At 57.7% G+C, this 12,856-nt stretch carries 8 protein-coding genes and 2 pseudogenes; 4 read left to right on the plus strand and 6 right to left on the minus strand.

Annotation, left to right across the window (positions count from 1 at the left end; translation table 11 throughout):
* Positions 1-57: 57 nt before the first annotated feature.
* The 4 genes and pseudogenes from AC0L2M_RS22780 to melA all read left to right on the plus strand — a co-directional run bounded on the left by AC0L2M_RS22780 (position 58) and on the right by melA (position 5,268).
* Complete coding sequence (locus AC0L2M_RS22780; protein ID WP_473535954.1) at positions 58-1,071, plus strand: ABC transporter permease; 1,014 nt, start codon at positions 58-60, stop codon at positions 1,069-1,071.
* A pseudogene (locus AC0L2M_RS22785) lies at positions 1,068-2,192 on the plus strand (ABC transporter permease); the annotation flags it as partial. The gene AC0L2M_RS22780 and the pseudogene AC0L2M_RS22785, both read left to right, overlap by 4 nt.
* 15 nt (positions 2,193-2,207) lie before the next feature.
* Positions 2,208-3,871: pseudogene (locus tag AC0L2M_RS22790) on the plus strand (ABC transporter ATP-binding protein).
* 23 nt (positions 3,872-3,894) lie between these two features.
* Positions 3,895-5,268 carry an alpha-glucosidase/alpha-galactosidase gene (gene melA / locus AC0L2M_RS22795; protein ID WP_287259345.1) on the plus strand — a complete coding sequence of 458 codons (1,374 nt, stop codon included), beginning with the start codon at positions 3,895-3,897 and terminating at the stop codon, positions 5,266-5,268.
* Between the two features lie 230 nt (positions 5,269-5,498).
* Here the strand turns inward: melA and AC0L2M_RS22800 are convergent, their stop codons facing one another.
* The 6 genes from AC0L2M_RS22800 to AC0L2M_RS22825 all read right to left on the minus strand — a co-directional run bounded on the left by AC0L2M_RS22800 (position 5,499) and on the right by AC0L2M_RS22825 (position 12,364).
* The gene (locus AC0L2M_RS22800; RefSeq protein ID WP_023797948.1) at positions 5,499-5,837 is read right to left on the minus strand and encodes a slr1659 superfamily regulator; all 339 of its coding nucleotides are present in this window, start codon (positions 5,835-5,837) and stop codon (positions 5,499-5,501) included.
* Positions 5,838-5,857: 20 nt separating this feature from the next.
* Positions 5,858-6,421, minus strand: coding sequence for a slr1658 superfamily regulator (locus AC0L2M_RS22805; RefSeq protein ID WP_287240399.1), 564 nt, complete (start codon positions 6,419-6,421; stop codon positions 5,858-5,860).
* A gap of 2 nt (positions 6,422-6,423) precedes the next feature.
* Positions 6,424-8,790 (minus strand): SpoIIE family protein phosphatase, encoded by a 2,367-nt coding sequence (locus tag AC0L2M_RS22810; protein WP_287240522.1) that lies wholly within the window; start codon positions 8,788-8,790, stop codon positions 6,424-6,426.
* Positions 8,791-8,804: 14 nt separating this feature from the next.
* Positions 8,805-9,983 (minus strand): class I SAM-dependent methyltransferase, encoded by a 1,179-nt coding sequence (locus AC0L2M_RS22815; RefSeq protein WP_128168955.1) that lies wholly within the window; start codon positions 9,981-9,983, stop codon positions 8,805-8,807.
* Positions 9,980-10,501, minus strand: a complete 522-nt coding sequence (locus AC0L2M_RS22820; protein ID WP_287240397.1) for a ubiquinone biosynthesis methyltransferase UbiE — start codon at positions 10,499-10,501, stop codon at positions 9,980-9,982. The genes AC0L2M_RS22815 and AC0L2M_RS22820 overlap by 4 nt, the downstream gene beginning before the upstream one ends.
* A 69-nt stretch (positions 10,502-10,570) precedes the next feature.
* On the minus strand, positions 10,571-12,364 hold the full coding sequence (locus AC0L2M_RS22825; protein ID WP_128247152.1) for a putative bifunctional diguanylate cyclase/phosphodiesterase: 1,794 nt from the start codon (positions 12,362-12,364) through the stop codon (positions 10,571-10,573).
* Positions 12,365-12,856: the final 492 nt, after the last annotated feature.

Below are 12,856 nucleotides of genomic sequence, written 5' to 3' on the forward strand. Positions count from 1 at the left end.
ACCGCGCCTCGTGAAGGAGCAGATCGCCCACGAGCCACAAGAGAAGCAAACACGATCATGTTCAGATTTCTGCTTGTGCGTATCGCCTCGGCGATTCCTGTCCTCTTCGTCCTGAGCGTCGTGACGTTCGCGATCATCCAGGCCCCGCCGGGCGACTACAGCGACTATGTGCGCTCGCAACTGATCAACCAGGGTGGCGCATCCTTCGAAAAGGCCGACGCCCAGGCGCAGGCCTACAAGATCGCGCATGGCCTCGATAAGCCCTTGCCCCTCCAGTACGTCAACTGGATCACGGGCATCGTCACCCGCGGCGATTTCGGCCACAGTCTCTTCTACAACAAGCCTGTCGCCGATGTGGTCGGCGAACGTTTGCCCAGTACGCTGGCGCTGGCGCTCGTCTGCCATATCCTGGCTTCGGTGATCGGCATCACCTTCGGCGTTTTGGCGGCAACCCGGCAATATTCCTGGGTGGACAGCCTGCTGTCGGGTATCTCGTTTCTCGGCATGACGATACCGCGATTCCTGATGGCGCTGATTATCGTCTATATCCTGGTGTTCCACTTCAATGTCACTGAGATCAACAGTTTCCATTCCGCTCGCTACGGCGGGGCGCCCTGGTCGTGGGGCAAGTTCGTCGACCTGGTCAAGCATGTCTGGCCGGTGATCGCGATCGCCACTTTGGGCGGGCTCGCCTACAACATGCGCGTCATGCGGGGCAATCTTCTCGATACGCTGAACGCCCAATATGTCGAAACGGCTCGGGCCAAGGGCCTGAGCGAGGGCGCGGTGGTCATGCGCCACGCCGTGCCGAACGCGCTGCATCCGCTCGTCATGTATCAGGGCGTCGTGCTGCCCTACATGCTGACCGGCGAGATCGAGACCGCGATCATCTTCGCCCTGCCTACGGTCGGCCCGGCCATCGTCGGCTCGATGTGGGTCGGCGACGTCTATGTCACGGCGACCTTCATGCTGGTTCTGTCGGTGACGCTGATCGTCGGCAACATCATCGCCGACATGCTGCTCGCGGCACTTGACCCGCGCGTTCGTCTTGGGGGAGGGGCCGACGCATGAAAGCCGACGTCCAATCTGTAGTCTGCGCCTCCGTGCCGCCGGCCAAAGGCAACGGCAATGAAACCTATACCGCGCTTGTCTGGCGCCGTCTGAAGCGATCCTGGACCGGCATGATAGGGCTGATCCTTGTCTGCCTCCTGATGATCATGACGATTTTCGCGGAGTTCTTCGCACCCGTCGATCCGAAACTGACCGGCGTCGGTTTCGCGCCGCCGCAGACAATCAGCATGACGGATCGGGAGGGGAACTTCGTCTTTCCGCCGCGCAGCTATCCGATTCGTGAAACAGATGAATTCGACCCCGTCACGTTCCAGCCGATCGTCGGCCCCGACTACGATAACCCGCAGACGCTCGGCTTTTTTGTCAAGGGGTTCGGCTACAGGCTATTCGGACTGATCCCGGCGCAGCGGCATTTCTTCGGCGCCACCGACGGAAGCCCGGTCAATTTCCTCGGCACCGACAAGTTCGGCCGCGATGTGCTGTCGCGCATCATCTACGGCTCGCGCATTTCGCTGATGATCGCCCTGACCGTGGTGTTCATCATCACGGTAGTCGGCACGACGGTCGGCATGGTGTCCGGATATTTCGGCGGAAGGTTCGACGCATGGGTGCAGCGCTTCGTCGAACTGGTGCTCGCCTTTCCGCAACTGCCGCTCTATCTCGCGCTCACCTCGCTGATTCCGGTGACGGCGCCGACCAATGTCTTCCTCGCGTTCGTCATCTTCGTGATGTCGGCGCTCGGCTGGGCACAGCTGTCGCGCGAAGTTCGAGGCAAGACGCTGGCGCTGGCGCGGATCGACTATGTGCGGGCGGCGATGGCGATCGGCGCCACCGACCGCCGGATCATCTTTCAGCATATTTTCCCCAACGTCATGAGCCACGTCATCGTCGCCGTCACGCTGGCGATCCCCAATGTCGTGCTGCTTGAATCCTTCCTCGGCTTCCTCGGTTTCGCGGTGAAGCCGCCGCTGATCTCCTGGGGGCTGATGCTGCAGGATACCGCGACATACTCCGTCATTGGGTCCTATCCCTGGATCCTTGCCCCCGTGGGTTTCGTGCTGGTCACCGTCTTTGCGTTCAATGCGCTGGGCGATGGTCTTCGCGACGCCGTCGATCCCTATGAGAAGGCCGGCACCATGGCTCTGACGGAAAAGACCTCGATGGCGCCGGACGAACGTCACGATCATGCGGTGAGGACCGGCAGTCCGATCATCGACGCCCGCAATGTCGCGGTGACCTTCAAGGTAGAAGGCGGGACGGTCGACGCGGTCAAGGATGTCTCGTTTCAGCTCTATCGCGGCGAGACCATCGCTGTGGTGGGAGAATCCGGCTCCGGCAAGTCGGTGACGGCGCGCACGGTCATGGGCTTGCTCACCAAGCGCGCCGCCGTGGCCGTGCACTCGCGGATCGAATATGATGGGAAAAATCTGCTGAAATTCTCCGACCGGCAGCGCCGGGCGCTGCGCGGCGACCGCATTTCGATGATATTCCAGGAGCCGATGAGTTCGCTCAATCCGGTCTACACGGTCGGCGCGCAGATCATCGAGGCGATCCGCGTTCATCAGAAGATGAGCCGCAGGCAAGCAGCGGAGCGTACGCTGGAGCTGTTGCGGCAGGTGCAGACCCGGAAAGCCGCTTCAACCAATATCCGCACCAGCTTTCAGGCGGTCAGCGCCAGCGCGTCATGATCGCCATGGCGCTCGCCAATAATCCGGACGTACTCATCGCCGACGAACCCACGACGGCACTCGACGTCACCGTGCAGGCGCAGATACTCAACCTCATCCGTGATCTGCAGCAGAAGGTCGGTATGGCGGTAATCCTGATCACTCACGATCTGACGGTCGTTCGCCAGTTTTCCGACTACGTCTATGTCATGAGCCAGGGCGAGGTGAAGGAGCACAACACCACTGAAGCGCTCTTCAAGAACCCGCAGCATCCCTATACACGCCATCTTCTGGCGTCCGAACCAAAGGGCATGGCCAATCCGACGCCGGTGGACTCAGCCGTCATTCTCGAGGGCAGCAATGTGCGGGTGTCGTTCATGCTGAAGCATGGTGGGTTCTTCAAGCCGCGGCTCAAGGAACTCGTCGCCGTCGACAGCCTCAGCCTAAAGCTTCACCGGTACGAAACGCTGGGGCTGGTCGGCGAATCCGGGTCCGGCAAGACGACGTTCGGGCAGGCGCTGGTGAAGCTTCTGACGGCCGACGGCGGCGAAATCTTCTTCGACGGCGAACCGATCCACGCAAGGACACGTGACCAGATGCGGCCGCTCAGATCGCGCATGCAGGTCGTCTTTCAGGATCCGTTCTCCTCGCTCAATCCGCGCATGTCGGTCGGCCAGATCATCGAGGAGGGGCTGATCGTCAATCGGCTCGGCGACGACAAAAGTGATCGGTTGAAGCGCGTGGAGCAGGCGCTTGTCAGCGCCGGGCTTCCGCACAACATCCTGTCGCGCTTTCCGCACGAGTTTTCCGGTGGCCAGCGCCAGCGCATCGCTATTGCGCGGGCAATCGCACTCGAGCCGGAATTCATCCTGCTCGACGAGCCGACATCGGCGCTCGATCTCTCCGTTCAAGCCCAGATCATCGACCTCCTGCGCAAGCTGCAGGACGAGCGCGGACTGAGCTACCTCTTCATTTCCCACGATCTCAAGGTCGTACGCGCGCTCTGTCATCGGGTCGTGGTGATGCAGCACGGTAAAATCGTCGAGGAGGGACCCGTCGACGAGGTTCTTTCCCATCCGAGGACCGCCTACACTGAACGGCTCGTCAGGGCCGCGTTCGAGGTAGCCGCGTAAATCGCAGACAAGAGGCGCAATTCATGACGAGACAACCCAAAATCACGTTCATCGGGGCCGGTTCCACCGTCTTCATGAAGAATGTCATCGGCGATGTGCTGCAGCGGCCGTCTCTTTCGGGCGCTACCATCGCGCTGATGGACGTCAATCCGCAGCGCCTGGAAGAAAGCGAGATCGTCGCCGGAAAGCTGGTCAAGACGCTTGGCTCTGCGGCGACGATCGAGACGCATTCCAGCCAGCGCAAGGCCCTGGAAGGCGCGGACTTCGTCGTCGTTGCCTTCCAGATCGGCGGCTACGAGCCCTGCACGGTCACTGATTTCGAGGTGCCGAAGAAATACGGCCTGCGCCAGACGATCGCCGATACGCTCGGCGTTGGCGGCATCATGCGGGGTTTGCGCACCGTTCCGCACCTCTGGAAAATCTGCGAAGACATGATGGCAATCTGCCCCGACGCAATCCTCCTGCAATACGTCAACCCGATGGCGATCAACACCTGGGCGATTGCGGAAAAGTATCCGCTCATCAAGCAGGTCGGTCTCTGCCATTCGGTGCAGGGAACGGCTTTCGAGCTCGCCCGAGATCTCGAAATCCCGCTCGAGGAAATCCGTTACCGTGCCGCCGGCATCAACCACATGGCCTTCTACCTGAAATTCGAGCATCGGCAGGCCGATGGCAGCTACCGCGACCTTTATCCGGATCTCGTGCGCGGCTACCGCGACGGGCGATTTCCGAAACCCAGCCACTGGAATCCGCGCTGCCCGAACAAGGTGCGTTACGAGGTGCTGACCCGCCTCGGCTATTTCGTCACCGAAAGCTCGGAGCATTTCGCCGAATACACGCCCTATTTCATCAAGGACGGCAGGCCCGATCTGATCGAGAAATTCGGCATTCCGCTCGATGAATATCCCAAGCGCTGCATCGAGCAGATCGAGCGGTGGAAAGGGCAGGCGGCCGCCTACCGGAGCGCCGAGAACATCGAGATCGAGGAGAGCCATGAATATGCTTCCTCGATCATGAACTCGGTCTGGACCGGCGAGCCCTCGGTTATTTACGGCAATGTCCGCAACAATGGCTGCATCACCTCGCTGCCGGAAAATTGCGCGGCCGAAGTGCCGTGCCTGGTCGATGCGTCCGGCATCCAGCCGACCTTCATCGGCACCTTGCCGCCGCAACTGACGGCGCTCATCCGCACCAATGTCAATGTGCAGGAACTGACTGTCGCGGCCTTGATGACGGAAAACCGCGAGCATCTTTATCACGCGGCGATGATGGATCCGCATACCGCCGCCGAGCTCGATCTCGACCAGATCTGGTCGCTGGTCGACGACCTGCTCGCCGCGCACCGCGACTGGATTCCGGAGTGGGCGCGGATCTCGAAAAACGTGCAGGCAGCGTAAGGACGGAACGGTCCTGGTTTGGAACCGCGATATGGCGTCTCCAACGCCGACGTTCAGCCGTACCGGAAGTCATGACCCTGACCGGCCTTTCGGCCGCCGCCTCGGAAGCGGCATTCAGCCGGATGCCAGAGCGTATGAGCCCGCTCCCGTCCTTTTCGATTCGCATCTCAAAAGGCAGACGTCCGGAAAGTGTAGCCGAATGGTCTTTGGCGCCTGGATAAACCCGCCTGTCAGCCAACGAAGAGTACCATCGCAGGATGTAGTTTTTTGAGATTTGGCAGCGATTTCGACTGCCAAGGTATTTCCGAGCTTCCCCGGACAATGAGTTGGATCTCTGGATGCTTTCTGACCTCTATGGTAAATTTGGCCAATAAATTGATGCCCGACGAGTTAAGGAACTCCAAGTCTGATACATGTATCGTTATAGTAGTAGGATTGGAGGTAAGGACATTCATCATTAGCTGCAAAATGGGCGCATAGGCCTCAGAACTGGACAACCTCATTACGCCGTCAAAATAAACATCGCTTCCTTCGTTCCACACGCGATAATTTGTCGTTGTTATGTCCACGATTTTGTCTTCATTTCGTTTTAGTTATAAGTTTCTGATGATACCACAATTGAAGCATATGTTTCCAGGCGAACCTGGTCCCTTTCGTCGGCGGGGCTGAAGACCCAAGCCAGGCTCGCGCCATAGTCGTTCATCAACGTCAGCAATCCAAGACCGGAATTTGTTGTCTGAGGGTCCGCGGCATTCTCTTCGATTCGCTGGATCAGGAGCTCACCCGGATCGCCGGCTGTGATCTCCGACAGAAGATTTTGAAATTTAGCGGTTGTTTCGACGTCAACAACATTCGAAACCTTGATTTTAAAGCTTTCCGATTCTATGGCCGCCTCGATCGTGATCTCGCCTGGCGCACGAAACTTGACCGCATTTTCAATCAGTTCGTTGACTAGATAGCCAATGCTGTGTCGCACTTCCCTGTAGTCGTTGCGAGAAGACTGGAAGCGCAGGGCAAAAACGTCCGCGATGAAGTCCGAAGTAGTAGCGCAATGATGCCAACTCAGGTCGAGAGGTCCATCGAACAATCGCACGCGGCTGACGCTCTCTCTCATTCCAATTGCAAAGTCGGCTGTTCCGAACAGTGTTGTCATTCCTACTTGTGCCTCATGATCACGAGCGTGATGTCGTCGTGGATTTTCTGTGTTCCGATATGCGCCATCAGGTCCTCAATAATTCCAGTTTTGATCTCCTCGGCGCTCCTGCGATGATAGTGGCGCGCACTGTTAGAGAGGCGTATCAAACCGAACAATTTTCCCTCCTGATCTTCCGCCTCGGTCACACCATCCGTGTGGAGCACGATCACATCGCCGCTGTTGAACGGAATGTCGCGCGTTGCGATAAACGGCAAGATGTTGCGTTCGAGGCCGATCGGCAGACCAAGATTGGCGGTATCGATACGCTCGATCTCTCCATTTGCACGAACGACGAGAACCTCCTCATGCTGCCCTGACAGGGTCACCCTCCCATTCTCAAAGTCAAGAAAGGCCAGCGAGAGATGCTTGTCGGTGTTGGTCCGTTCGATATTTTTATAGATGGCTCTGTTCAGTCGATCGAGAAACTGACGTGGATTGTCCTCGCCAGTCTCCTGCAGTGCGCGTGCAACGGATTGAACCATCAGCATCAGCACACCGCTTTCGAGCCCGTGGCCTGTCACATCGCCGATCCCGATCTTGACCCGCGATCCCTCTTGCAAGACGTCGTAGTAGTCGCCGCCGACCTCGTCGGCCGGCCGCATATAAGCGGCGATTTCGACCCCGTGGATGGCTTCGAGTTCGCTGGCTCTCGGCAGAACCATCATCTGGATATGTTTGGCAACTGCAAGCTCTGCACCAAGGCGGAGGTTCTCATCTCGCAATTTGCTGTTGAGGGCGGAAATCTCCTGATTTGCGTCTTCAAGCTCCTTCGTTCTTTCATCGACGATTTGCTCGAGATTTTCCGTATGGAAGCTGATCTCCTCCGCCATCCGGTTGAACGCGACCCCCACCTCTCCCACTTCGTCATGCGTCGGAATGCTTACTCGAACTGAATAGTCTTGTGCCTGGAGCCGCTTTGCGGCTGCTGCAAGCGCGCTGAGGCCTGCGGTGATCCGCTTTGAGATTCCGAAGACAGCCGCAAAGACAATCAGGAGCGAAATGATAATTGCGATGATCTGGGAGACCAGGATCCGGTTGGTCGCGCTGGAAATGCTCTGTTGCGCTGCAAGCAGGGAAGCATAGATTTCCCGCTCCGGGACGACGAAGCCGAGCATCTGGTTTTCGGCTGTGATGGACCCCGTGCTGTTCCAGAGATTGACTGCCTCCAGTCGGCGAAGCGCGACGATGTGAGGTTCGGCTTCGCCATCCTCCCAAATCGAAATATGCTTGATGACCGTCTTGTCGTCGGCAGGAAGTTCGAGCGCCGCAACGGCCGAATGCGTACTCTTTTTGAGCGAGCGATCGAGTCCGGTAACGCCTTGACCCGCCGCACCGCTTGCAATCTTGAGCCCGAGCGTTTTCTCGCCTTCGGGCTTGATCGCGAGCACATTGCCATTCGACATGGTGAGAAAACCGAAGCCCGTCTCAGCGACCTTCACGCTTTCGACGATTTCAGCGAGTTGATCGAGCGTTACGTCGGAAGCGACCATGCCGGCGACATCCTTGCGGTCCTTCGTCCAGAGCGGATGGAAGAAACTCACTATGAGCTTACCGGTAATCGCATCGATATATGGGGCAGTCGCCGTGATGTCATCGCCTTTTACGGGGCGCGAATTCGGGTCCCTGATCCACCCCTGCCAGCGCTCATAGACGCCAGGAAAGAAGAAATCCCAGAAATTTGCGTTGTTGTGGCCCGGATAGAGCTTGTCGAAGGTTTGCGCCTGATCGGAGTAAGGAGTCGTGCGCATGATAGGTGCTGCCTTCGGTCCAACGTAATAGACCTGCAACTTCCTGGCGCCTGTTGCCATTTGGCTTGGGCCAAAAATGTCGAACGCCGCACTCTCCTGAATTTTGTGGAGAATTTCGGGCTTCGGTCGGCCATCGGGGGAGAGAAGATATCCCCAGATACTCAAGACCGAAGGCGACCCTTGTGGGCTCTGCATCCAGTTTCCCTTGGGGTCATGTATAAGCGGCGCATTGAAATAGGAGTCCGTCGCCAGCGCGTTGCCGATTGCCTCCTTCGCCTCTGGATGATCGATCAGTCTCTGCATGGAGCCTGCAAGTGCGGTAACCTCGGAGTGCATTTGGTCGAACAGGAGATCGGCGCGCAGAGCAGTCGTCTCGATATAATTCTGGAGGTATTCCTGGCTCGCCTTGGTGAGGCCGCTCTCGATCTGGTACGTCGCGTCGCGGGAAAGCCGGTTGACGTTCCACAGGGCGACGCTCCCACCGACCAGGAGGTCGAACAGCACCGCCCCGCCTACAACGATTATGAATTTCGCGCGGAAGCTGTTAGGCCGGAAAACGGACCAGGGTTTGGGGGAAATGGCATGCGACTCGCTCACAGTGGCTTACGTCCCGATGCAACCCAGATTGGCCAGCCGGCATATCCCTTGGGGTGGAGCGCAGCGAAAATGTGATCCTGGAAACCCTGTCGGAACCGTCTGATGAACGCCGGCGGGTCACCTCGCTTTGTCGCCATCTCGCCTGCATAGACGTTCTCCCATGCCGCGACGACATCTGCGAAGTCCTGCGGATCGCCGTCGTGGTTGGTGACCACGAAAGACTCGACTCGAATGTCTTCGAACCCCGCTTCGACCAGGTATCGACGGCTTTTGGGGCCAAGCTCGATATCCATCTGGAAGTGCGCCCAAAGCTTGGCGACTTCATTATAGGTCCACTGGATGCTATCGGCGCGCGGTTCGCCCAGACAGTGCGAGTTCTTTTCATTCGTGATGTAGACGCGTCCCCCCGGCTTGCAGATGCGAAAGAGTTCCTTGAGAATCAGTTCGGGCTTGTTGAACACCTGCAGGGAGTGTCGGCATGTGACCAAGTCAAACTGATCTTGGTCGAGCAGCATTTCTGACGCGTCGCCATAGGTGTATTCAATTCCTCCGATATCGAACGCCGCAGCCACGCTTCGCGCATAAGCAAGGCTTGATCTGGAATGGTCGAGAGCGACAATCCGTGATGGCTGAAATTCTTTCTGCACGAGTACGGCGAAATCACCAATTCCGCAACAGATGTCGGCCATGATGATACCGGGTTGCATGCCGTGTCGCGGCAAGATTGTGCGCTCGTGGCGCCAAGTCATCTTCGTCTGTGTGCGGAGGATCGGAATGAACCCGCCTTCTTCGAGGAAGCTCTGCCCCGGATAGAAATCACTGTCATACTCTTGAACAGTGATGTTCGCTTCGATTCCGTTCAGGCGCCCGAATTTTCTGGTCGTCCACCCGACAACGCTTGACGTTACGAGTACGAACCTGAGATCTGGTCGAACGCGACAGGCGTCAATAATGACCCGCGAGAAAGCATGAAATGCGGTGTTGTTCATTTGCGTCAATCGTTTGACGTTTACGTACAGAGTGCCGCGTACACGAGCGATTGATTCCTTCAACAGGGCAATGCTGGGCGCAAGCTCATCGATCGATTGGGGCCGCAGTATTCCCGATATCGAGAACTCCTGATCGTTTGCATCGTATTGCGCTCTGAAACGCGGGAAAAGGTTGTACGCGCTCAACTTGGCATGCCCTCAAGCGGAAGATCGACGACAAGAGTGATGATTTCAGCGCCGACTTGCTCGACTCGAAGGGTCGCGTTGTAGTCGATGGCGAGTTCCAGGAGAACGACTTCACGACTGGGCGCGAGGTCTCCGGACACTGAGTTGAGATAGCGCTCCATTGCCTCGGATCCCGTAATTTGAAACACCGCTTCTTCAAAGAATTGTCGTTCTTCGGGCATGCAAGGGAACGTCAGTTCGATCCTGTCCGTCTCGCCCCGGCGGGACACTCTACAGGCTATTTCACCGCCGTAATGCCGCGTACGAAAGGCGACCTCCAATAATTCGTTCAACGCAGAGGAAAAGAGGTTTGAATGCCGTACGGAGTCAGTTCTGTTATGGCTGATCATCCGCGCCGAGTAGGTCGAGAGTTGATCGCAGAGTATCCAATCAGACATAAAAGTTTTGACGTCCAAATCGATCTGGATCATTGTCTCAAAGACTGCTTCGCCATCTTCGGCATGAGAAGCAATATTCATTGGCGTTCCTCACTCGTTTCTGGCTGCATTTTAGTCAAGCGATGCGACCCCTCAGTTTCGTCCACGCCGCTATGCATGGGGCCGGACGCTGGATCGCCAGATTTCGTCCCCACTTTCGCGTATTAGTTCCTTGGGAGATCGCCTGATGAAATCGCGCGTCGCCTCGGCTCCGAGTGGCCGTCCAAGGAAATCGCCCTGGAGGTAATCACAGTCTTCCCTGATCAGCCACTGTGCTTGTCCCGGCGTTTCAACCCCCTCCGCGGTGACGCTTATCCCCAAGCCGTGCGCCATGCCTATGATCGATCGCACGATCGTCTGACTTTTTCGATCGGTTTCTAAGTCTTTTATGAAGTATCGGTCTATCTTCAATGTGTCGAACGGGAAGTTCTTAAGGTAACTCAACGAGGAGTAGTAGGTGCCGAAATCGTCTAGCGCGATCCTTATCCCGAGGACATTCAGGGTATTCAGTGTGTCAATGTTGTCGACGGTTTGCTCGAGAAGAACGGTTTCGGTAATCTCGAGCTCAAGCCGGTCGGCGCGGATTCCGACTGCGTCGACGATCTGAGCAACCGTGTCCGTGAGCGAACCGCTCAGGAACTGCGCCGGCGACAGGTTCACGGCGACCGTCAGTGAAGACGGCCATCTCGTTGCTTGGCGGCAGGCTTCTTCGATCACCCATCGTCCAATCTCGTCCATGAGACCGTCGGCTTCGGCGATCGGTATGAACACGCTCGGAGGAATGGTCCCGACTTCGGGATGCCGCCATCGCAGCAGCGCTTCGAAGCCCACGACCGACGCGGGAGCCCGAATGAGCGGTTGATATTCAAGATAAAGCTCGTTCCGGTCCAGCGCCATTCGAAGACTGCGCCTCAGGTTTTCACGCTGTTCGAGCAGGAGCTGCATCGAGCGATTGAAAATTCGCGCACAGCCGCGTCCGTCTCTTTTGGCGGCATAAAGGGCGATATCCGCGGCCTTCATCAACTGCTCGCCCTCGGTCGCGTGTCCCGGTCCGAATGCAATTCCGATGCTCGCGCCGACGAAGACGGGGATGTCGTTGATCATGAACGGCGCCTTGAATGCTTCAATTAACGCCCCCGCGAGGCGTTCCGCTTCGGCGGGCTGTCCCGTACGCGATTGAATGACGGCGAACTCGTCTCCAGCTAACCGGTATGCGAGTTCGCCGTCCTGCAGCGTGTCCCGGATCCGGCCTGCTGCCAGTTGAAGCAACGTATCGCCCGTGCCATGGCCGAGCGTGTCATTGACCGCTTTGAAACCGTCAAGGTCGATTTGCAGCAGGGCAGTGGCATTTGGCTCATCGACCACCGACAGAGCTTGTTGCAGGTTTTCGCTGAACCCCCGCCGGTTCTGCAATCCGGTTAATGCGTCGTGCGTCGCCTGATGAAGGAGCATCATACGCTCTTGCTCTTCCGGTGAGCCCCGCCCGCCCCGCTCCCTTTCTCTGGATTCAATGATTCCAATTCCATTCGCAGCGCCGAAAACGACAGCGGAACGGGGCGCCTCCCCCAGCGATCGCTGGAGATTGACATTTATTGGAGTGCCGCCGCGCAGCACGCGAACAAATTTTTCGATGAGCTCAGTGTCGACGTTCGGATAAATCTCCCACAGAGCGTCGCCCGCAACTGGCGGGCGGCTGTGGATGCTTTTGAGGTTGGTTGCGTAGTGCGTCAGGCGGAAGTCCTGATCATAGAACGACACACCATCAGTCGTGTTCGCCAAAAAGTCCAGGAGACGTGCTTCGCTGATGGAGGACGGATGACTCGGTGATAGCTCCTCCCTGTTCGCTCCGGCACCCAGCGCTTTCGGACGTAAGAGCCACTTCCAAAGGCGGTACAAAATCCGCATCTCCTCATCCCTACGGTGAAGCTAGCAAACCATAAGGCTAGTTGCAAACCTATAGGTTGCGGCGGTGCTTGCGGGCAAGTCATAGAGACGCCATTGGCCGAACCATTGGCGGAAACGCAAAGTTTGTGCCCGCGGATGGGCCGGACCGAAGATCCAAAAGGTTCCCCAGCTTCGGAGAATGATGGACATTCGGAGAGCAGATTGAAGGGAAAGTTGTTTCCGCTCTCCCCAGCTTTCGGCCGCACATCCCGCAAACGCTGGGCTTCCGGGAAGCCATGAAGGGGCCGGAGAATTGTTTGGGCAATTTTGAAGGTGGTAGAGGGAGAGCACCTGAAATCCAACCTTCTCCACCCCGACTCGCAACCGGCCCCTTCACGTTGCCGCCATGCACCACGCCCACGGCGAAGCCGCGAATCTTCCTTGACCTTCTTAACGATGTCCGGCAGGGCGGCCACCGCCTTCTCGACGCTCCGACACTGCCAACAGCCCCAC

The sequence above is a fragment of the Mesorhizobium sp. WSM4806 genome (assembly GCF_055811635.1).

Bases quoted from the DNA above. Each gene is read 5' to 3' on its own strand.
- melA (WP_287259345.1), top strand. From the start codon at position 3,895: ATGACGAGACAACCCAAAATCACGTTCATCGGGGCCGGTTCCACCGTC.
- AC0L2M_RS22805 (WP_287240399.1), bottom strand. From the start codon at position 6,421: ATGACAACACTGTTCGGAACAGCCGACTTTGCAATTGGAATGAGAGAG.
- AC0L2M_RS22825 (WP_128247152.1), bottom strand. From the start codon at position 12,364: ATGCGGATTTTGTACCGCCTTTGGAAGTGGCTCTTACGTCCGAAAGCG.
- AC0L2M_RS22780 (WP_473535954.1), top strand. From the start codon at position 58: ATGTTCAGATTTCTGCTTGTGCGTATCGCCTCGGCGATTCCTGTCCTC.
- AC0L2M_RS22820 (WP_287240397.1), bottom strand. From the start codon at position 10,501: ATGAATATTGCTTCTCATGCCGAAGATGGCGAAGCAGTCTTTGAGACA.